The sequence below is a fragment of the Paroceanicella profunda genome, from assembly GCF_005887635.2.
GTDB classification, from domain to species: Bacteria; Pseudomonadota; Alphaproteobacteria; order Rhodobacterales; family Rhodobacteraceae; genus Paroceanicella; species Paroceanicella profunda.
Window position 1 is genome coordinate 2,541,441 of sequence record NZ_CP040818.1, and the last position, 19,980, is coordinate 2,561,420.

The 19,980-nt window shown below is 71.8% G+C and carries 14 protein-coding genes; 8 read left to right on the top strand and 6 right to left on the bottom strand.

The features are described from left to right. Positions 1-136 precede the first annotated feature (136 nt). The 3 genes from FDP22_RS11380 to FDP22_RS11390 all read right to left on the bottom strand — a co-directional run bounded on the left by FDP22_RS11380 (position 137) and on the right by FDP22_RS11390 (position 3,881). Complete coding sequence (locus tag FDP22_RS11380; RefSeq protein ID WP_138573037.1) at positions 137-598, bottom strand: RidA family protein; 462 nt, start codon at positions 596-598, stop codon at positions 137-139. A gap of 95 nt (positions 599-693) precedes the next feature. Further along, positions 694-2,118 carry an HlyD family type I secretion periplasmic adaptor subunit gene (locus tag FDP22_RS11385; RefSeq protein ID WP_239031756.1) on the bottom strand — a complete coding sequence of 475 codons (1,425 nt, stop codon included), beginning with the start codon at positions 2,116-2,118 and terminating at the stop codon, positions 694-696. Then, positions 2,115-3,881 carry a type I secretion system permease/ATPase gene (locus FDP22_RS11390; RefSeq protein ID WP_138573039.1) on the bottom strand — a complete coding sequence of 589 codons (1,767 nt, stop codon included), beginning with the start codon at positions 3,879-3,881 and terminating at the stop codon, positions 2,115-2,117. The genes FDP22_RS11385 and FDP22_RS11390 overlap by 4 nt, the downstream gene beginning before the upstream one ends. A 299-nt stretch (positions 3,882-4,180) precedes the next feature. Here FDP22_RS11390 and FDP22_RS11395 point away from each other — a divergent pair, with 299 nt between their 5' ends. Both FDP22_RS11395 and FDP22_RS11400 read left to right on the top strand, forming a co-directional pair. After that, the gene (locus tag FDP22_RS11395) at positions 4,181-4,945 is read left to right on the top strand and encodes an MlaA family lipoprotein (RefSeq protein ID WP_170317665.1); all 765 of its coding nucleotides are present in this window, start codon (positions 4,181-4,183) and stop codon (positions 4,943-4,945) included. A 52-nt stretch (positions 4,946-4,997) separates the two neighbouring features. Continuing rightward, a complete protein-coding gene (locus FDP22_RS11400) occupies positions 4,998-5,630 on the top strand; it encodes an MlaC/ttg2D family ABC transporter substrate-binding protein (RefSeq protein WP_170317666.1) in 633 nt (210 codons plus the stop codon). Between the two features lie 198 nt (positions 5,631-5,828). Here the strand turns inward: FDP22_RS11400 and FDP22_RS11405 are convergent, their stop codons facing one another. Further along, complete coding sequence (locus FDP22_RS11405) at positions 5,829-7,028, bottom strand: TIGR03862 family flavoprotein (protein WP_138573045.1); 1,200 nt, start codon at positions 7,026-7,028, stop codon at positions 5,829-5,831. A gap of 235 nt (positions 7,029-7,263) precedes the next feature. On the opposite strand from FDP22_RS11405, the gene FDP22_RS11410 reads away from it, so the two are divergent. Together FDP22_RS11410 and FDP22_RS11415 are read left to right on the top strand one after the other, a co-directional pair. Beyond that, positions 7,264-8,838, top strand: a complete 1,575-nt coding sequence (locus FDP22_RS11410; RefSeq protein ID WP_138573047.1) for a DUF2125 domain-containing protein — start codon at positions 7,264-7,266, stop codon at positions 8,836-8,838. Then, complete coding sequence (locus FDP22_RS11415) at positions 8,835-10,097, top strand: glycerate kinase type-2 family protein (protein WP_138573049.1); 1,263 nt, start codon at positions 8,835-8,837, stop codon at positions 10,095-10,097. Before FDP22_RS11410 ends, FDP22_RS11415 begins: the two co-directional genes overlap by 4 nt. A 93-nt stretch (positions 10,098-10,190) precedes the next feature. Here FDP22_RS11415 and FDP22_RS25155 read toward each other — a convergent pair whose 3' ends face one another. Beyond that, a complete protein-coding gene (locus FDP22_RS25155) occupies positions 10,191-10,322 on the bottom strand; it encodes a hypothetical protein (RefSeq protein WP_277884133.1) in 132 nt (43 codons plus the stop codon). On the opposite strand from FDP22_RS25155, the gene FDP22_RS11420 reads away from it, so the two are divergent. From FDP22_RS11420 to FDP22_RS11435, 4 genes are all read left to right on the top strand, one after another. Beyond that, the gene (locus FDP22_RS11420; protein ID WP_205910776.1) at positions 10,321-11,682 is read left to right on the top strand and encodes a cytochrome P450; all 1,362 of its coding nucleotides are present in this window, start codon (positions 10,321-10,323) and stop codon (positions 11,680-11,682) included. The genes FDP22_RS25155 and FDP22_RS11420 overlap by 2 nt on opposite strands. Continuing rightward, positions 11,679-12,683 (top strand): lysophospholipid acyltransferase family protein, encoded by a 1,005-nt coding sequence (locus tag FDP22_RS11425; protein ID WP_170317667.1) that lies wholly within the window; start codon positions 11,679-11,681, stop codon positions 12,681-12,683. Before FDP22_RS11420 ends, FDP22_RS11425 begins: the two co-directional genes overlap by 4 nt. A gap of 883 nt (positions 12,684-13,566) precedes the next feature. Continuing rightward, positions 13,567-14,805 (top strand): NAD(P)/FAD-dependent oxidoreductase, encoded by a 1,239-nt coding sequence (locus FDP22_RS11430; protein ID WP_138573055.1) that lies wholly within the window; start codon positions 13,567-13,569, stop codon positions 14,803-14,805. Continuing rightward, the gene (locus tag FDP22_RS11435) at positions 14,798-15,547 is read left to right on the top strand and encodes a sulfotransferase (RefSeq protein WP_239031757.1); all 750 of its coding nucleotides are present in this window, start codon (positions 14,798-14,800) and stop codon (positions 15,545-15,547) included. Before FDP22_RS11430 ends, FDP22_RS11435 begins: the two co-directional genes overlap by 8 nt. 760 nt (positions 15,548-16,307) lie before the next feature. Here the strand turns inward: FDP22_RS11435 and FDP22_RS11440 are convergent. After that, positions 16,308-19,925: a hydantoinase B/oxoprolinase family protein gene (locus FDP22_RS11440; RefSeq protein ID WP_138573057.1), complete on the bottom strand. Its 3,618-nt coding sequence runs from the start codon at positions 19,923-19,925 to the stop codon at positions 16,308-16,310. Between the last annotated feature and the right edge of the window lie 55 nt (positions 19,926-19,980).

The following is a 19,980-nucleotide window of genomic DNA, read 5'->3' on the forward strand; positions in this document are numbered from 1 at the left end:
GGGGCTCCGGAGGAGGGAAGGGGCCGGGAGCCGGCCGCGAGGGGCAGGCCTCCCGGTTCGGGGGTCTGGTGCCGGCAGGCGCCGGCGCCGGCGAGGGAGGGCGCGTCCTCCCCGATGTCCGGGGAGAATGACCCCCTCAGGTGATTCGGAACACCCCTTCCACCTCGACCGCCACGCCGAGCGGCAGCGAGACGCAGCCGACGGCGGCGCGGGCGTGGCGGCCGCGGTCTCCGAACACCTCGACCATCAGGTCGGAGGCGCCGTTGATCACCGCCGGGTGATCGGTGAAATCCGGGGCGGCGTTCACGAAACCGGTGAGCTTGACCACCTGGACGAGGCGCGAGAGGTCGCCGCCGCAGGCCGCGCGCAGCTGGGCGATGAGCGCGATGGCACAGGCGCGCGCCGCGGCCTTGCCACCGTCCACGTCGACGTCCTGGCCCAGGGTGCCGGTGATCAGGCCGGTATCGTCACGCGAGATCTGGCCGGAGATGTAGACCGTGCTGCCGGTGACCACGTAGGGCACGTAGTTGGCTGCGGGGGCGGGGGCGTCGGGCAGCGTGATGCCGAGCTCGGCCAGCCGTGCTTCGAAAGTGCTCATGTATCGGGTCCTTGTCCGTTCCGGGTCGCGACTGTCCGGCCCCGCCGGAGGGGCGGGGCCGGGCGCGGGGGCGGGGCCCCCGGGCGCAGCGGAGCTTACTCCTCCCGGAAGGCCTTGTTGAAGTAGTCCATGACCGGCTTGGTGAAATAGCTCAGCGCGCTGCGCTCTCCGGTCTGGATATAGGCCTCCACGGGCATGCCGGGGATGAGCTCACGCCCGGTGAGCTTCTCGATCTCGCCATCGTCGGGGCGGATGCGGGCCTCGTAGTAGGAGATGCCGCGCTGATCGTCGGTGAAGGAATCGGCCGAGACCTGCTGGATGGTGCCGGTGATCTCCGGCGTCTCGCGCGAGTTGAAGGCGGAGAAGCGCAGGATGGCGGGCTGGCCGACATGGACTTCGTCGATATGGATCGTCTCGATGCGCGAGGAGATGACCAGGCCGCCGCCGGTGGGGATCACGTACATGATCGGGTCCGCGGCGCGAATCACCGAATGCAGCGCGTGCACCGTGTTGCCGTAGATGATCCCGGCGAGGGGCGCGCGCACGTCCAGCCGGGAGAGCCGCTCGGTGGAGGAGAGCCGGCGCTCGCGCAGCTCCACCTCGCGGTACTCGAGGTCGCGCATCTGGGTGATGGCATCCTCGCGCGCCTGGTCGTCGACGCTGAGCACCTCGATCTCGATTTCCGCGATGCGGCCCTTCGACTGGGCGATGGTGGTGATCAGTTCGCCGACCTCGCCTTTCAGCCGGGCTTCCTCGCGCTGGAGGGAGAGCACGCGGCTGGCCTGGGTGAGGCCCTTCTTCTGCAGGGTGATCTGGTCCTCCAGCTCCTCCTGGATCAGGGAGAGCTGGGTTTTCAGCGCGTCGAGCTGGGCCTCGCCGCCGGTCACCTGCTGGTCGGTCTGCAGCTTGCGCTCCTGCAGGGCGGCGATCTGCTTCAGCCGGGTGTCGCGGCGGGCCTCGAACAGGGCCTGCTGGCCGGTCATCAGCTTGCGCACCTCGGGGCGGGTGGCGGCGAGTTCGACGAGCTCGTCGGGCCAGGTGATGGTGTCGGCCTGGTCGCGCTCCGCGGCAAGGCGCCCGGTGCGGGCCCAGATCTCGAAGAGCTGGCCCTCGACGATGTTGAGTTCCGAGCGCAGCAGCTTGTCGTCGAGCCGCAGCAGGATCTGGCCTGCGTCGACCACGTCTCCGTCCCGCACGAGGATCTCGCCGACCACACCGCCGTCCGGGTGCTGGATGACCTGGCGCTCGGCTTCCACCTGCAGGGCGCCGGTGGCGATCACCGCGCCGGAGATCGAGGCCATCGCCCCCCAGACGCCGAAGCCGAACACCAGCACGAACAGGGCGGCGACGCCGATGGCAAGCGGGCGCGTGGCGCTCCATGTCCGGGAGGGGCGGGGCGGCGCCGGGCGCTTCGGCGCCCGGGGCGGCATCTTCTGCGCGCCGGGGCCGCCGGCGGGCGGCGCGGGTGGGGTGGCGCCGGGCCGGCGCGGGGCGGGGGAAATCGGGGTCGGGCCGCTCATGACGTCTTCTCCGCGCCGATGGATGTGGGCCGCTTGTCGGCGCCGATCGCGCCGGCAACCTGGTTGAAGTTGCGCAGGTGCTCGCGCAGCACCTCGTCGCGCGGGCCGAAGGCCTTGCGCATGCCGCCGTCGAGCAGCAGCAGCGTGTCGCACATGGCGATGGCCGCGGGGCGGTGGGCCATGATGATCACGGCGCGGCCGTCGTTCTTCATCGTCTGGATGGCGCGGTTCAGGGCGTCGGAGCCGATCGAATCGAGGTTCGAGTTCGGCTCGTCCAGCACGAGCATCACCGGATCGCCGTAGAGCGCCCGGGCCAGCCCTAGCCGCTGGCGCTGGCCGCCGGAGAGCCGCGAGCCGCCGGATTCGATCCGCGTGTCGTAGCCTTCGGGCAGTTTCAGGATCATCTCGTGCGCGCCGGCCTTGCGCGCCGCCTCCACCACCTTCTGCGGGTCGGGGGCGAGGGAGAGGCGGGCGATGTTCTCCGCCACGGTGGCATCGAACAGGGCCACGTCCTGGGGCAGGTAGCCGATGTGCTGGCCGAGCGCCTCGTTCGAGTAGTGCTCCAGCGCGGCGCCATCGAGCCGCACCGTGCCCGAGGCCGGGCGCCAGATGCCGGTGATCACCCGCGCCAGCGTGGACTTGCCGGAGCCGGACGGCCCGATCACCCCCATCGCCTGGCCGGGTTCGATGCGGAAGGAGACCATGCGCAGCGTCGCCGCCTTGTCTCCGGGGGGGACCACGGTGATCTGCTCGCCGGTCATCAGCGCGCGGGGGCGGGGCAGCTCGGTGCGCTCCGGCTCCTCGGGGGTCTTCTCCAGCAGTTCGGAGAGCTGCGTCCAGCCCTGGCGGGCGCGCTGGATCACCGACCATTGCGCGATGGACTGCTCGATGGGCGCGAGGGCGCGGCCGAGCAGGATGGACCCCGCGATCATCATGCCGCCCGACATCTCGCCCGCCAGCACCAGGAAGGCGCCGAGCCCGAGCATGAGCGACTGCATGAAGTAGCGGAAGGACTTGGAGATGTTGGAGATCGTGCCGGAGGTGTCCGAGGCGGTGATGGTGGCCTCCAGCGAGGCTTCCCGGCGGGTCTTCCAGCGCTGCAGGCCGGCCTCGCGCATGCCCATGCCGTGAACCAGTTCGCTCTCGCGGCGCAGGTTTTCGGCGAAGGCCTCGCTCTCGGCGGAGGCCGCGTTCGCGGCCATCAGCGGCCGGCGGGACAGGTACTGGTTGAGGAAGGTGAGCGAGACGATCACCGCGCCGCCCAGCAGGGCGGCGACGCCCAGCACCCAGTGGAACAGGAACAGCATGGCGATGAACACCGGCGTCCAGGGAATGTCGAAGGCCGCGAAGGGCGCGGGCGAGGACATCAGCCGCTGGATGGCCTCCAGGTCGCGCAGGCCGCTGGCCGGGCGCGTGCGCTCGGTGGGGGCGATGGAGCGGCGCAGCACCGCCTCGAAGACCCGCCGGTCCAGCCGGGTCTGGAAGCGCGCGCCGATGCGGGCCAGGATGCGGGCGCGGGCATAGTCCAGCGCGCCGGAGAGGGCGTAGAGCAGGATGACCAGCACCGTGAGGGCGATCAGCGTCGCCTCCGAGCGGCTGGTGAGCACCCGGTCATAGACCTGCAGCATGTAGAGCGGGCCGGTCAGCATCAGCAGATTGACGAAGAAGCTGAACACGCCGATGGCGAGGAAGAGCCGCTTGCTGCCGGCCAGCGCCGCCCGGAGCTCGGCCCTGCCGTCCTTGAATTTCTTGACCGTCGCCATGCGAATGCGTCCCCCTCGAATTACAACGTCCAGTCTTGCGGAACCAGTCCTGCCGGTGGCCGTGCGAGGTGCACATCATAGCTGCCCGGACCGGCTATAGCACGCAGCGGCAGGTTCGCAAATCGTCCCGCCTGGCGACTATGTGCAATGTCACATTCAGGCGGTTAAGAGTGCGGGAAGATCCGTGCGGGGGACATCAGGAAAATTGCGTGCAATTGCGCAAGTATTTTGACGATCCTCCTGCATTCCCCTATGGTTCGGCCAGCAGAGGCCGGTCCCGGCCCCAACTGAGGCTCATTATGAAGATTACGTTTTGCTTGGCCCGGGCGCGTGGCGCGCTTCTCGCAGCCGCGACCGGGGTGTTTCTCGCCGGGTGCGCCGGAACGGACCAGCCTCAGCAGGCGGGACTGATCGCTGATCCGTACGAATCGACGAATCGGGACATCCACGAGTTCAACAAGGGCATGGACCGCTACATCCTGCGCCCGGCGGCGGAGGCCTATGACACGGTCACCCCGGACCTGGTGCGGTTCCTTGTCACCAACGAGGCCAATCACCTGCAGCTGCCGGTGGATGCGGCGAACCACCTGATGCAGGGCGACTTCGAGGCGGCGGCGATCACTGCCGGGCGCTTCGGCTTCAACACCGTGTTCGGCGCCGCCGGCCTGCTGGACCCCGCGACGGAGTTCGGCCTGCCCGCGGACCCGACCGATTTCGGCGAGACGCTCTACACCTGGGGCGTGGGCGAGGGGGTCTATCTCGAATTGCCGTTCATCGGACCGCGCACCACGCGTGACGCGATCGGCTGGGGCGTGGACTGGGTGATCGACCCGGCGATTCTGGTCGAGGGGCAGACCTTCACCTACATCACCCTCGGTCTCTACGCCGCCAACACGCTGGACAGGCGCGTGCAGTCCGACGACCTGCTCAACGAGGTGCTCTATAACAGCGAGGACTCTTACCTTGCGCTGAAAACGTCCTATGTGCAGCTGCGTCGCCGCCAGTTGAGCGGGGATGATGCAGCGTCCGATGCGGCCCTTCCCGACATCTACGGGGATGAGTGAGGCCGGCTCCCGGCGCCGCAGCACCTACAGACCAGCTTTGGAAAGGGTTTCCATGTCCGACCTTCCGCAGATCGCCCCGATGTCCCGTCGCGGATTGCTCGGCGGTGCGTGCGCCTTCGGCCTGCTGGCCGTGATGGGCCTCGGCCGGCCGGCTCTCGCGACCGTGACCGACGCGCAGGCGCGCGACCTCGTCGAGACCGTTGTCGGCAAGCTGCTCGACATCGCCAATTCCACCAGCGACGTGTCCCGGCAGGCGGCCGAGTTCCGCGGCATGCTGGCGCAGTACATGTCGATGGACGCGGTGGCGCGCTCCACCCTCGGGCCGCGCTGGCGCGAGCTGAGCCCGGAGCAGCAGGCGGCCTATACCGAGGCGTTCCAGGACTATGTGGCGCGCAAGTACGCGCCGCGCTTCAACGAGTTCTCGCAGACCCGGATGGAGATCGTCCGCACCCAGGACTACGGTGAGCGCGGCGTGGTGGTGAGCAGCCAGGCCAACCTTGCCAACGGCCAGAAGGCGATGGTCGACTGGGGCATCTCCGACCGGGGCGGCAGCCTGAAGATCTCGAACATCGTGGTGGAGGGGATCTCCCTCGTGACCTCCGAGCGTGAGATCGTCGGCGGCATGCTCGACAAGCGCGGCAACGATGTCGACAAGCTGATCGCCGACATGAAGTCCGGTGCCTGAACCCTTCCCGGGCCGGGGAGCGCTTCCCGGCCCCGTGCCCGTGCCGGGGGCGTTGCCCTTGGTCCGTGCCGTGACAATGACGTGATGACGAGGTGAACCCGGCACCGCGGGCCGGGCCTCCGCCGGGGCGGTCGCACCGGCGCCGCGGTCACCCCGCGCGGAGCGCGCGCCGGCCCGACGGTTCCGCCTGTTGCGGCGTCAGCTTCCGGCGCGGGTCGCGAAGCGTGCCGCCGCCTCGCCGGCGAGGCGCCCGGTGGCAAGGCAGGCGGTGAGCAGGTAGCCGCCGGTCGGTGCCTCCCAGTCCAGCATTTCCCCCGCACAGAACAGCCCCGGATGCGCCCGCAGCATCAGCGTGTCGTCGAGCGCCTCCCAGCGGAGCCCGCCGGCGGAGGAGATCGCTTCCTCCAGCGGGCGCGGCCGCGCCAGATGCAGCGGTGTCGCCTTGATGCGCGCGGCAAGGGCCCCCGGCGTCTCGGGCAGCGCGCCCGCCTCGCGCAACAGGGCGAGCGCCACCGGCGACAGGCCGGTCACCTTGCGCAGGTGGTTGGACAGGCTGGCTTTCCCGCGGGGCCGGGAGAGGGCCGCGGCAAGGGCCTCCGCCGCGCGGTCCGGAGCGAGGTCGAGCGTGAGGGTGACGCCCTCCGGCCCGCAGGCGTCGCGCAGGGCGGCGGAGAGGGCGTAGATCGCGCTGCCCTCCACCCCGGCGCGGCTGATCACGAATTCGCCGCGCAACCGGGTGGCCCCGAAGCTCAGCGCCACCGGCTTCACCGGCGCGCCGAAGTGCCGCTCCATGTGCGGGCTCCAGGCCACGTCGAAGCCCATGTTGGCCGGGCGGAAAGGCGCGCGCGGCACGCCGGTCGCGTCCAGCGCGCCGGTCCAGCCCGCGTCGGAGCCGAGCCGTGGCCAGCTGCCCCCGCCGAAGGCCAGCACGGCCACCTTCGGGCGCAGGCGGGTGCCGTCCGCGAACACATGCGCGCCGTCCTCCAGCCCGGTCCAGCGCATCCGGGTGCGCAGGGTCACCCCGGCATCGGTGAGCCGTTTGAGCCAGGCGCGCAGCAACGGGCTGGCCTTCATCGCGACCGGGTACACCCGGCGGCTGCTGCCGGTGAACATCGGCTGGCCCAGCGCTTCCGCCCAGGCGCGCACCTCCGCCGGGCCGAAGGCGGCGAGGGCGGCGCGCAGCGCCTGCGCCCCGGGCGCATCGGCCCCGCAGAGGCGGGCGACGTCCTCTGCGCTGTCCTCCCGGGTGAGGTTGAGGCCGGATTTCCCGGCCATCAGGAACTTGCGCGCCACCGAGGGTTTCGCCTCGGCGACCAGCACGCTCAGCCCGGCGGCGGCCAGGCGCTCCGCGGCCATCAGCCCGGCCGGGCCGGCGCCGGCGATCAGCGCGTCGGTCATGGTGTCTCTCCTGCGGGGTGGGGCGAACGAGCGGGGCGGCGGATACGGTGGCTTCGGAACCGGGCGGCGCCTGCCGGGGAGCGGGGTGCCGCCCGTGGCGGGGTGCGGCGCGGGAGCGGGACGGGGCGTTCGGTGCCAAGGGCCGGATTGCCCCCGGCACGGCACATGTGTAACAAATTCCCCGGGCGTGACCAGAGGGCGCGCGCCCGGATGACAGGCTGGAAAGGATCTCCGAATGAGCAGCGACAACGACCCCACCGGCGGCGACAGCAGTGCGTCCGAGGGCGGGATCGGCCTGAACAAGGTGATCCTCGGCTTCCTGGTGGTGCTGGGCGTGGGCACCGCCGCCTGGGCGGGCGGCTGGTTCTACTTCCGCGGCAACGTGCGCGACATGCTGGACGCGGAGGAGGAGCGCATCGCCACCGCCGGCGGCACCGTGACCTATGACAGCCGCATCATCGGCGGCTTTCCGCTGTCCTACGAGGTGGAATACGCCAAGCCGGTGATCACCCTGCCGGGCGAGGCGGTGCGCATCCAGGCGCCGTGGATGCGCGGCACCGCCACCGCCTTCGACAGCGGCGCGGTGCTTCTGGCCTTCCCCGAGAAGATGACCCTCACGGTCACCCCGCCGCAGGGCAGCGGGCCGATCGTGTTCGACGTCACCTCCAGCGGGCTCACCTCCGTGGCCCGGCTCGCGACCGACGGCGGCACGGACCACACGGTCACCGCCTCCTCGCTGGAAATCGCCCAGCAGACCCCGGCGGAGATCCGCGACGGACAGATGCAGGCGGAGGATTTCAAGCTCGACGCCTCCGTCTCCGCCGACCAGACCAACGTGAGCGGCACGCTCACCGCCAGCTCCCTGGCGCTGGCCTACTCCCTCTCGCCGACGCTGGAGAGGCTCGTGCCCGGCAGCAGCTCCGCGGGAGACGCGGTTTCGACGAGCCGCTTCAGCTATGAGGCATACAAGGCGGATTTCGCCGTGGACATGCCCGAGGGCGACAGCCTGTCGAGCCTCACCAGCGGGGCGACCAGCGTGTCGCTGAGCCTCGGGGCGAAGAGCACGGCGGTGGACATGACCGTGCCGTCCCTCGCCGGCCCGGTCCACATGAGCGGAGAGAGCGGCCCCAGCTCCGCCCTCTATTCGATCGAGGACGGGGTGGTCGAGTTAAGCGGCCGGGTGGCCGATCTCGACTACACCCTGGATTTCTCCGATCCGGCCGTGCCCATCGATGGCGCCGGGATCACCGGCAAGCAGATGGAGGCGCGCCTCGCCCTGCCGCTGGGCATGCGGGAGGAGGCGCAGGAATTCGCCCTCGGCCTGAGCCTCTCGGACCTGGAGATGGACGACGCGCTGTGGGACCTGTTCGATGACGGCAAGGTGCTGCCGCGCGACCCGGCCGAGCTCAGCCTCGACATGTCCGGCATGGGCCGCTGGACCCAGGACCCGGCCGGCTTTGCCACCACGCCGCCGGAGCCGGGCTCCAACCCGCTGGACATGGAGAGCGTGAAGCTCGGCATGCTGGAGCTCAGCCTCGCGGGGGCCAGGATCTCGGCGACCGGCGAGGCCACGATGGACAACAGCTCGGCCGCGCCCTTCCCGGAAGGCTCCGTGGACGTGACCCTCTCCGGGTTCGACACGCTCACCGGCAAGCTCGGCGACATGGGGCTGCTGTCCCCGCAGGAGCTGGCGCTGGTGCGCGGGCTGGCCTCGGCCTACACCCAGCCGGGAACGGAGCCGGACACGTTGCAATCCACCGTGGAGATGCGCGGCGGTTCGGTGCTCATCAACGGGCTGCCGCTGCAATGAGCGGGGAGAGCGATTTCCTGCGCCGCCTGTTCGAGGCGGCGGTCGACGCTGCGCGCCCGGCGCGCATCGTGGCCGGGCACCTGCCGGCGGCGCCGGCTGGGCGGGTCGTCGTGGTGGGGGCCGGCAAGGCCTCCGCCGCCATGGCCGCGGAGCTGGAGCGTCGCTGGCCCGGGCCGCTGGCCGGGCTGGTGATCACCCGCTACGGGCACGAGGAGCCCTGCGCGGGCATCGGGATCGCCTCCGCCTCCCACCCCGTGCCGGATGAGGCCGGGGCGGCGGCGGCGGCGCGGATGATGGAGCTGGTGGCCGGGCTGGGCCCCGACGACCTGGTGATCGCGCTGATCTCCGGCGGCGGGTCGGCGCTGATGCCGCTGCCCGCGCCGGGGCTGACGCTGGCCGACAAGCAGGCGGTGAACCGCGCGCTGCTGGCCTGCGGCGCCTCGATCGACGAGATGAACTGCCTGCGCCGGCATCTCTCGGGCATCAAGGGCGGCCGGCTGGCGGCGGCCTGCCACCCGGCCCGGGTGGTGACGCTGATGATCTCCGACGTGCCGGGGGACGACCCGATCAACATCGCCTCCGGCCCCACCGTGGCCGACCCGACGACGCTGGCGGACGCGCGGGCGATCGTGGCGAAATACGGGCTGGAGCTGTCGCCGCAGGTGCGCGCGGCCCTCGAGGACCCGGCGAACGAGAGCGTGAAGCCCGGCGATCCGCGGCTGGCGCGGGCCGAGGCGCATGTGGTCGCGGCGCCGCTCGCCTCGCTGGAGGCGGCGGCCGGGCTTGCCCGGGCGGAAGGCCATGACCCCGAGATCCTCGGCGACGCGCTGGAGGGCGAGGCCCGCGAGCTGGGCCGCGCCATGGGCCGGCAGGCGCTGGCGCTGCGCGCCGAGGGCCGCGGGGCGCTGCTGATCTCCGGCGGCGAGACCACGGTGACCCTGCCGAAGGACGGCCGGGAAATCGGCGCGGGCGGGCGCAACGTGGATTTCCTGCTCGGCCTCGCCGAGGTTCTGGACGGCGCGCCGGGCATCCACGCCATCGCCTGCGACACCGACGGGGTGGACGGCGCGACCGAGGTGGCCGGCGCGGTGATCGGGCCGGACACGCTGGCGCGGGCCGCGCAGGCGGGCTATCCGCTGGCCCGCGCGCTGGAGCGCTTTGACGGCCACGGGTTTTTCGAGGCCGCCGGCGCGCAGGTCGTCACCGGGCCCACGCGGACAAATGTGAACGATTTCCGCGCGATACTGGTCACCGCCTGAGTGACGGCACGGGCTGTGGCGGATGCGCCGCAGCCCGCCCGGGTGGACGCAGGGGCCCGGACTGGACTAGGCTTGTCCACGTCCCCCTCTCACTCAGATGAAAAAGGCGCGCGCCACCGTGCAATTGAGCGACGAGTTTCTTGCCGCGATCGATGCCGAAGGCGGCAGGTTCGTGCCTCCGTGTCCCGAACGGCGCAGCGCGCCGATCCCCTTGTGGAAGATCATGAAGCTCTACCGCGAGAACATCATCGCGGTGTTCTCGGAGAACGACTTCCGCCGCCCGATCATCCACGGCCGCTACCTGGCGCTCGACGTCTACACGGTGAACGACCCCGCGCTGGTGCAGGAAACCTTCCAGACCAAGCACGAGATCTTCCAGCGCAAGACGCCGCAGATGCGCCACGCGCTGGCGCCGCTGCTGGGCGACGGGCTGTTCGTGTCCGATTCCGAGACATGGAAGCGCCGTCGCGCCGTGGTGGGCCCGATCATCCACACCTCGAAGGTGCGCTCCTTCTCGCCGCTGATGTGCGAGACGGCGGTGGAATGGCGCGAGCACTGGCAGGACCTCGGCGACGGCGCGGAGGTGAACGTGCTGGCGGAAATGGCCGAGCTCACCGCCGAGATCATCTCGCGCACGGTGTTCGGCCGGCGGCTGGGGCGCGAGCACACTTCCGAGATCGTGGCCGGCTTCGCGGAGTACCAGAAGCACATCGACCAGATGGACATTCCCTCCGTCCTCGGCCTGCCGGACTGGTTCCCCCGCCCGCGCGGGCTGAAGGTGGGCCGGGCGCTGCGCCGGGTGCACGGGGTGATCGACGAGATCGTGGAGCGGTTCGAGCAGGGCACGGGCGACGCGGAGGCGGTGATCGGCCAGCTCTTCGCCGCGCGCGCCGAGGGCGCGGAGGGGGCCGAGGCGCTGGACCGCGAGGCGATCCGCAACGAGGCGATCGTGATCTTCATGGCCGGGCACGAGACCACGGCCAACACGCTGGCCTGGGCCTGGTTTCTCATCTCGCAGAGCAGCCGTGTGCGCGACCGGCTGCAGGACGAGTTGGCCGACGTGCTGGAGGGCCGCGCGCCGGACATCGACGATGTGCGCGGCCTTCCCTACACCCGCGCCATCATCGAGGAGACCCTGCGCCTCTACCCGCCGGTGCCGATTCTCGGGCGCCAGGCGCTGGCGGACGGCGACATCAACGGCACGCAGGTGAAGCGCGGATCGGTGGTGATGGTCTCGCCCTTCATGCTGCACCGCAAGCCGGACCTGTGGAGCCGCCCGGACGAGTTCATCCCCGAGCGTTTCGACGAGCGGCTCACCCCGCGGCCGTCGAAATACGCCTACATCCCCTTCGCCATCGGGCCGCGCATCTGCCCCGGGCTCACCTTCGGTCTCACCGAGGCGATCCTGTGCCTTGCCACGCTGGCGCAGGCCTTCGAGCTGGACCTCGCGGAGGGGCATGTCGTGCGCACCCAGTGCCGGCTCACCCTGCGCCCGGGCGACACGCTGCCCATGCTCCTGCGCCCGAGGGCTGCCGGCGCGCCCGCCTCCGCCGCCGGGCAGCCGCTCACGGAGGCGCCGGCGTGAAGGTCACGGATGTGCCCTTCGAGCGGACCTCGCCGCCACCGGTGCGGGCTCCCGGCCTGGCCGATTTCCGCGCCGGCGGGGCCGCGCGCCGGGCCTTCCTGCGCTACCACGTGACCGACCGGCTGACCGGTGTTGCGCAGGTCGGTCTCTACCACGTGCTGTCGGTTCTGCCGCCGGCCGCGGCCGCGGCGATCGGCGCCACGCTCGGCGGGCTGGTGGCGCGGCTGGACTGGAACCGGCCCTACGTGGAATTCATGCGCCGCGGCATGGTGCGCATCCGCCCGGAGCTGAAGGGGGATCGCGCGGGCCAGGACCGGCTGCTGCGCGCCTGGTTCCGCAACGCGGGAATCGTGCGGGCCCATTATCCCTGCATTCGGAAACTGGTGACGCCGGAGCGCCTCACCGTGCACAACCGCGAGATCATGGAGGAGGCGAAGGCCACCGGGAAGCCGGTGTACCTCGTCCTCGTGCACCTGGGCAACTGGGAGGCCGCGGGGCTGGGGGCAGGCGTGCTGCAGCTCGGCACGTTCTTCGGCATCTACGAGCCGCAGCCCAACCGCTACCAGAACCGGCTGATCTACCGTCTGCGCCGCCGCCACCGGCTCCACGCCTTCCCGCCGGACCGCCACCTTCCGGCGCTGCTGCGCCGGTTCGCCTGCCAGGGCGGGGAGAACGCAGTGCTGTTCCTGGACGAGGTGCGCGACGCGGAGAACGCCTTCCCCCTCTTCGGCCGGCCCGTGAAGGCCTCCTCGAACCTGCGCTTCGTGCTCAAGCTGGCCGCGCTTGCCGAAGCGCGGGTGGTGCCCTGCCATTTCGTGCGCGAGGGCGCGGGCCACATCAGCCTGCGCCTGCTGGCGCACCTGCCGCCGCCGGCCCGATCGACGAACGCGGAGGCGGACGCCACCGGCCATGTGCTCTCGGGCCTGTTCGAAGCCGCGATCCGCGAGAACCTGGAGCAATGGTACATGCTCAAGGACATGCGCCTGCCGCCGCAGGAATGAGCGCTGCCGGAGTGCGCGGAGGCGGACGCCACCGGCCGGGTGCTTTCCGGCCTGTTCGAAGCTGCGATCCGCGAGAACCTGGAGCAATGGTACACGCTCAAAGACATGCGCCTGCCGCCGCAGGAATGAGCGCTGCCGGAGTGCGCGGATGCGGGCGCCACCGGCCGGGTGCTTTCCGGCCTGTTCGAAGCCGCGGTCCGCGAATACCTGAAGCAATGGTACATGCTCGATGACATCCGCCTGTCGCTACGGGAATGAACGCTGCCGGATTGGCCGGGACAGGGGCCGGGGCACCTGCCCGGGCGGTGGAGCCGGCGCAGGCACGGCCCCCGCGGCGCGGGTCTGTCCGGTCGCCCCGCTGTCGCAGGAAAGGGCACGCGGGCGCACCCGTTCGGTTCCGTCAGATGCCGAAGGGGCACGGGGCGGCGGCCCGGCCCCCTCCGCCTGCGGCGGCGAGGGGAGCGCCCTTGCCGGCAGCCTTCGCGGGGGCGTGTTCTGCTCCGCCGGGGCCGACGGGTGCACTGGTGCGGGCGCATGGCCGCCGTATGCTCCGGGCCCGGCACCCCTGCCGGGTGGCGGAGCGCGGCCCGCGGAACGCACCGTCGCCCGCCTTCGCGCTCCGGAACGATGCGCGGTACCGTGCCCGGCCGTGGTGGCCTTCCCCGGCGCAGGGCCGGGTGAACCGGAGGCCGGGAAAGGGCGTGATGGGGCGGCAAGGGCGTGATGGGGCGGCGGTGCCGCGGGGGGGTGGCGCGGTTCGCGGGCGGGGCCGGAGCGGGCCGGCGGCCCCGCGATGCGGCTCGGGCCCCGCGCCGCAGGTCATTGACATCGCCGGGCAATCGGCTGAGCGTTCGGCGGTCGCATCCGGAGGGGGAGCAGGGACATGAGCATGCGCGTTGTGGTGGTCGGGGCCGGGATCACCGGGGTCTGCGCCGCGGAGTGGCTGCGCCGGGACGGCCATGCCGTGACGCTGGTGGACCGGGTTCCGCCGGGAGACCGGGGGCAGGCCTCCTTCGGCAATGCCGGGCTGCTCGCACGCTGCTCTGTGGTGCCGGTCTCGGTGCCGGGGCTGCTGGCCAAGGCGCCGGGGATGCTGCTGGACCCCGATTCGCCGCTGTTCCTGCGCTGGTCCTACCTGCCGCGGCTGCTGCCCTGGCTGGTGCCCTTCCTGCGCAACGGCCGGCGCGAGCGGATGGAGACGATCGTGGGCGACATCGCCGCCCTCACGAACGACAGCGTGGAGCAGCACGAGGCGTTGGCCGCCGGCACCCCGGCCGCGCGCTTCATCCGCCGGGGGGAGTACGGGTTCCTCTACCCCGACCGCGCCGCCTTCGAGGCCGACGCGATGTCCTATGCCCTCAAGCGCGCGCACGGCTTCACCTGGGAGGAGCACGAGGGCGCCGCCCTGCAGGCGCGCGACCCGGGCCTGCAGCCCGGCCACGGCTTTCTGGCCACCTTCCCCGATCATGGCTGGATCACCGCGCCGGGGCCCTACGTGGCCGCGCTTGCCGAGACGTTCCGGGCCGGCGGCGGCGTGGTGCGCGCGGCGGAGGTGGCGGACGTGAAGCCCGGCACGGTCACGCTCGCAGGAGGGGAGGAGCTTCAGGCCGAGCGCATCGTGCTCAGCGCCGGCATCTGGTCGCGCCGCTTCGCCGAGGGGCTGGGCTACACGGTGCCGCTGGAGGCGGAGCGCGGCTATCACCTGATGTTGCGGGGCGCCAGCCATGCGCCCTCGCACCCCTGCATGGTCACGGCCGGAAAGTTCGTCGTCACGCCCATGGAGGCGGGGCTGCGGCTGGCCGGCGTGGTGGAATTCGGCGGCACCGCGGCGCCGCCCTCGGCCGCGCCGGTGGACCTGCTGCGCCGGCAGGTGCGCAAGGTCTACCCCGGGCTCACCTGGGAGGAGGAGGAGAGCTGGATGGGCTTCCGCCCCAGCCTGCCCGACAGCGTGCCCATGCTGGGCGAGAGCCCGCGCGCGCCGGGCGTCATCCTGGCCTTCGGCTCCCAGCATCTCGGGCTCACCATCGGGCCGCGGCTGGGCCGGATGGTGGCCGATCTCGCCGCCGGGCGCCGGGCCAATCTCGACCTCACCCCCTACGCCGTGGACCGTTTCAATGCCTGACAGTCTCCGCCCCGCCACCCGCCGCATCGCCATGTGGTCTGGCCCGCGCAACCTCTCCTCGGCGCTGATGCGCAGCTTCTCCGCCCGGGCGGATTGCGCCGTGCGCGACGAGCCCTTCTACGCCGCCTACCTGGCGGCCACGGACCGGCCGCACCCGATGGCCGCGGAGACGATTGCCGCCGGCGAGACGGACCCGGCGCGCGTCGCCCATGCCTGTGCCACCGAGGAGCGCGGGGTGCCGGTGCTCTACCAGAAGCACATGACCCACCACATGCTGCCGGGCATGGACCTGGGCTGGACTGCGGCGCTCACGAACGCCTTCCTGATCCGTGCGCCGGAGGCGGTGCTGGCGAGCTACTCGGTCAAGCACGAGGCGGTGGACCAGCAGGACATCGGCTTCGAGAAGCAGGCCGAGCTGTTCGCGCGCGAGGCCGACCGGCTGGGCCATGCCCCCGTGGTGGTCGACGCCGAGGACATCCTGCGCGACCCGGCCGCGATGCTGCCCGCGCTCTGCGCCGCCCTCGACATTCCCTGGGACGCGGCGATGCTGTCCTGGCCCGAGGGGCCGCACCCTGACGACGGCATCTGGGCGGCGCACTGGTACGGAAGCCTGTGGTCCTCAACCGGCTTCGCCCCCTGGTCGCCGCGCCCCCTCCCGGTGCTCGGCGCCGCCGAGGCGCGACTGGCCGAAGCGGCCCGGCCCCATTACGAGCGCCTGCACGCCCATCGCATCCGCCCCTGATCCCGCGGGGAACGCCCGCCGTGCCGAGGGGGCTTCGCCCCCGCAGCCCGGCGGGCGTGGCGAAGGCCTCTCCGGGCCTCCGCCCCGGCGGCGCCCGGGTCGCCCGGACCCTTCGGTAGTTGCGAGACGTTGGGCCGATGAGGCCGACAAGGTCACACCCGGCACGGCTCAGCCCTTCCGCCCGGGCGACCAGCCCGGGCCGCGCCCGACCCTCCCCCCGGGAGGGCGCGATGGCGATGTCATTCGGGGTTCAGCCCTCGTCCGGGGCTTTCGAGATAAATCGCCCACCACAAGCGGCCCTGCGCCCACCCAGGGTCGGGCGCGGCCCTTCGTGCCAGGCGGAGGCGTTGCAAACCTCTGCGCCGGGCAGAAGCCTTGCTGACTCCCGCGCCGGGTGGAAACGGTGCAAGCTTCCGCGCCGGGCGGCGGTGGCATCTTCAGAGGCGTCGTCAGGCAGGGGGGGGCACGGGAGTTCGTGTCGGGGCATGCCCGCTCTCCGCTCTCCGCTCTCCGCTCTCCGCTCTCCGCTCTGAGCTCAGAGATCTAAGATCTGTACTTGAGGCGGAGCAGGCGCGGAACTCTTGCGGAGGGAAGGGAGTCGGGGCGACCGGGCCGGAACTGGTGCGCTCGACGCGCGGGAGCGGGGGCTTGCAAAAGGGGGAGAGGCCGGTTCGCCCGGCACCGGGGAACGCTCCGCAGGGCCGCGTGCCCCGGGAGGGCGATGCGGCGGGGCCGCCGCTGCCGGCGGCCCCTGCACGCGTCAGCCGGGCAGGTAGCCGCCGCCGCCCGGGGTTTCCAGCCAGTACACGTCTCCCGGGGCGAGTTCACGTTTGTCGGCGGAGGCGAGGTCTTCCACCGTGCCGTCCGCCCGCACCACCCGGGTGCGGCCGAGCCCGCCCGGCGCGCCGCCCGCGAGCCCCGGTGGCGGGGTGACGCGGTGGCCGGAGAGGATCGCCACGGTCATCGGCTCCAGGAAGCGGATGCGCCGCGTGGTGCCGTCGCCGCCGCGGAAACGGCCCGCGCCGCCCGAGCCCGCGCGCAGCGAGAACTCCTCCAGCAGCACCGGGAAGCGCCACTCCAGCACCTCCGGGTCGGTCAGCCGCGAGTTGGTCATGTGGGTGTGCACGCCGGAGGTGCCGGCATAGCCCGTTCCGTCATTCAGAACACCGGCGCCGGAGCCGCCGCAGACGGTCTCGTAATACTGGTAGGTGGTATTGCCCCAGGTGGTGTTGTTCATCGTCGACTGCGCCGCCGCCTGCACGCCGAGCGCGAGGAACAGCGCCGAGGTGACCGCCTGGCTGGTCTCCACATTGCCCGCGATCACCGCGGCCGGGTAGCGCGGCGAGAGCATGGTGCCCGGCGGCAGGATGACATCGAGCGGTTTCATCACCCCCTCGTTCATCGGGATCGCGTCATCGACCAGGCAGCGGAACACGTAGAGCACGGCGGCGCGGGTGACCGGCTCGGGCGCGTTGTAGTTGGTGGCGAGCTGGGCCGTGGTGCCGGTGAAGTCGATCGTGGCGGATCGGGCGGCGTGGTTCACCGTGACCTTCACCCGGATCTCGCGCGCGGTGCCGTCGAAATCCGGGTCCATCGGGTAGACGTACTCGGCGTCCGACAGGGTGGTGATGGCGCGGCGCACGCATTCCTCGGCATTGTCCTGCACATGGGCCATGTAGGCGCGCACCACGTCGAGGCCGAACTGCTCGACCATGCGGCGCAGCTCCTGCGCGCCCTTCTCGCAGGAGGCGACCTGGGCGCGCAGGTCGGCGAGGTTGGTCTCCACCGCGCGCACCGGGTAGGGCGCGGCGCGCAGGAGCGCCCGCGTCTCCTCCTCGCGGAAGCGGCCGGCATCGACCAGCTTCCAGTTGTCGATCAGCGCGCCCTCGTCATGGATCGAGCGGCTGTCGGGGGGCATGGAGCCGGGGGTGAGGCCGCCCACGTCCGTGTGGTGGCCGCGGGCGGAGGTGTAGAACAGCACGTCCGTGCCCGCGTCGTTCCAGACCGGGGTGACCACGGTGATGTCCGGCAGGTGGGTGCCGCCGTTGTAGGGGGCGTTGAGCACGTAGACATCGCCGGGGCCCATGTCGGGGTTCTGGTCGATGATCGCCTTCACGCTGGCGCCCATGGAGCCAAGGTGCACCGGCATGTGCGGGGCGTTGGCGATCAGGTCGCCGGCGGCGTCGAACACCGCGCAGGAGAAGTCCAGCCGCTCCTTGATGGTGACGGAGGCGGCGGTGTTCTCCAGCACCGCGCCCATCTGCTCGGCGATCGACATGTAGAGGTTGTTGAACACCTCCAGCATCACCGGGTCCGCCTTCGTGCCGATGGCGTCGGCATCGTTGCGCGGGGTGATGCGGGTGAGCTCGACATGGTCATGCGCGGTGATGCGCGCCTGCCAGCCGGGCTCGATGGCGATGGCGGTGTGAGGCTCGACGAGCACGGCAGGGCCGGTGAGCCGGTCGCCGGGGCGCATGGCCTCGCGGCGCACGAAGCGGGCCTCGGCCCAGGCGCCCCCGGTGAAGACCGGTGCGGTGAGCGCGGTGTCCAGCTCCGCCTCCGGGCGTGTTTCGGTCTCGACGGCCGTCTCGGTCAGGTCGGCCGCCTCGCCGATCGCCTCGACCGAGAGCGCCTCGATCACCAGCGGCTTGTCGCCGGGGTCGAAGCCGAAGCGCTGGCGATGGGCGCTCGCGAAGGTGGCGCGCATGTCGGCCTCCTCGCCGAAGGGCACGGGCAGGGCGGTGTCGGTGCCCTTCACCTTGATGTGCAGGAGCGGCGCGAGGCGGATGCGTCCGGCGCGCACGCCCTGGCCCTCGACCTCCGAAAGCGCTTCCGAGCCCAGCCGGTCGATGTCGGCAGCGGCCTGCAGGCGGGTGTCCGCGCCCAGCTCGGCCTCCAGCGCCCGGGTGCGGGTGGCGCGGATGTCCGCAAGGCCCATGCCGTAGGCGGAGAGCAGCGAGGCCATCGGGTGGATCAGGCAGGTCTGCATGCCCAGCGTGTCGGCAATCGCGCAGGCGTGCTGCGCGCCCGCGCCACCGAACACGGTGAGGCAGTAGCCCGACACGTCGTAGCCGCGCTGCACCGAGATCTTCTTGATGGCGTTGGCCATGTTCTCGGTGGCGATGCGCAGGAAGCCCTCGGCGACCTCCTCCGGGCTGCGGCCGATCTCGGCGGCCAGTGCCTCGAAGCCGGCGCGCGTGGCGGCGAGGTCCAGCGGCCGGTCACCCCCGGGGCCGAAGATGGCCGGGAAGAACTCGGGCCGCAGCCGGCCGGTGAGCAGGTTCGCATCGGTCACCGCCAGCGGGCCGCCGCGGCCGTAGCAGGCGGGCCCGGGGTTCGCGCCCGCGCTTTCGGGGCCCACGCGCAGCCGCGTGCCGTCGAAGGTGAGCAGCGAGCCGCCCCCCGCCGCGACCGTGTGGATGTTCATCATCGGCGCGGTGATGCGCACGCCGGCGACCTCGGTGTTCATCACGCGCTCGAAATCGCCGGCGTAGTGGCACACGTCGGTGGAGGTGCCGCCCATGTCGAAGCCCACGATCCGCCCGTGCCCGGCAATGGCGGAGGTGCGCACCGCGCCGACCACGCCGCCGGCCGGGCCGGAGAGGATGGCATCCTTGCCCTGGAACAGCCCGGCATCGGTGAGCCCGCCGGAGCTTTGCATGAACATCAGCTTGCCGGATGTGTCGCCGTCAAACGCGGCCGCCACCCGGTCCACATAGCGGCGCAGGATGGGGGAGAGATAGGCGTCGACCACCGTGGTGTCGCCCCGGCTCACCATCTTCATCAGCGGCGAGACCGCGTGGCTGACCGAGACCTGGGTGAAGCCCTCCGCGCGGGCGATCTCGCCGGCGCGGGCCTCATGCGCATGGTAGCGGTAGCCGTGCACGAAGACGATGGCACAGGCGGTGAGGCCGCGGGCGCGGGCGGCGCGCAGCTCGGCGCGCAGCATGTCCTCGTCCAGCGCCTGTTCCACCGTGCCGTCGGCGCGCAGGCGCTCGGAGGCCTCGATCACCTCGCGGTAGAGCATCTCGGGCAGCACGATCTGCCGGTCGAACAGCCGCGGGCGGTTCTGGTAGGCGAGGCGCAGCTGGTCGCGCAGGCCGCGCGTGGTCACCAGCACCAGCGGCTCGCCCTTGCGCTCCAGCAGGGCGTTGGTGGCCACTGTGGTGCCCATCTTCACGCTGTTCACCGCGGCGACGGGGATGCGCGCCTCCGCCTCCAGCCCCAGGAAGTCCCGGATGCCCTGCAGGGCGGCGTCCGCGTAGCGCTCCGGGTTCTCGGAGAGCAGCTTGGCGGAGGAGAGGCGCCCCTCGGGGTCGCGCGCGACGATGTCGGTAAAGGTGCCGCCGCGGTCGATCCAGAAATCCCAGGCTGACATGAAGAAGCTCTCCGTCTTGACGTTGCGCAACCGGTCTAGTCAGTCTCGCCGGGCT

Coding starts and splice junctions, on each gene's coding strand:
- FDP22_RS11385 (WP_239031756.1), bottom strand. CDS start 2,118: ATGAGCGGCCCGACCCCGATTTCCCCCGCCCCGCGCCGGCCCGGCGCC.
- FDP22_RS11395 (WP_170317665.1), top strand. CDS start 4,181: ATGAAGATTACGTTTTGCTTGGCCCGGGCGCGTGGCGCGCTTCTCGCA.
- FDP22_RS11390 (WP_138573039.1), bottom strand. CDS start 3,881: ATGGCGACGGTCAAGAAATTCAAGGACGGCAGGGCCGAGCTCCGGGCG.
- FDP22_RS11420 (WP_205910776.1), top strand. CDS start 10,321: ATGAAGCTCTACCGCGAGAACATCATCGCGGTGTTCTCGGAGAACGAC.
- FDP22_RS11440 (WP_138573057.1), bottom strand. CDS start 19,925: ATGTCAGCCTGGGATTTCTGGATCGACCGCGGCGGCACCTTTACCGAC.
- FDP22_RS11400 (WP_170317666.1), top strand. CDS start 4,998: ATGTCCGACCTTCCGCAGATCGCCCCGATGTCCCGTCGCGGATTGCTC.
- FDP22_RS11415 (WP_138573049.1), top strand. CDS start 8,835: ATGAGCGGGGAGAGCGATTTCCTGCGCCGCCTGTTCGAGGCGGCGGTC.
- FDP22_RS11430 (WP_138573055.1), top strand. CDS start 13,567: ATGAGCATGCGCGTTGTGGTGGTCGGGGCCGGGATCACCGGGGTCTGC.
- FDP22_RS25155 (WP_277884133.1), bottom strand. CDS start 10,322: ATGATCTTCCACAAGGGGATCGGCGCGCTGCGCCGTTCGGGACACGGA.
- FDP22_RS11380 (WP_138573037.1), bottom strand. CDS start 598: ATGAGCACTTTCGAAGCACGGCTGGCCGAGCTCGGCATCACGCTGCCC.
- FDP22_RS11410 (WP_138573047.1), top strand. CDS start 7,264: ATGAGCAGCGACAACGACCCCACCGGCGGCGACAGCAGTGCGTCCGAG.
- FDP22_RS11405 (WP_138573045.1), bottom strand. CDS start 7,028: ATGACCGACGCGCTGATCGCCGGCGCCGGCCCGGCCGGGCTGATGGCC.
- FDP22_RS11435 (WP_239031757.1), top strand. CDS start 14,798: ATGCCTGACAGTCTCCGCCCCGCCACCCGCCGCATCGCCATGTGGTCT.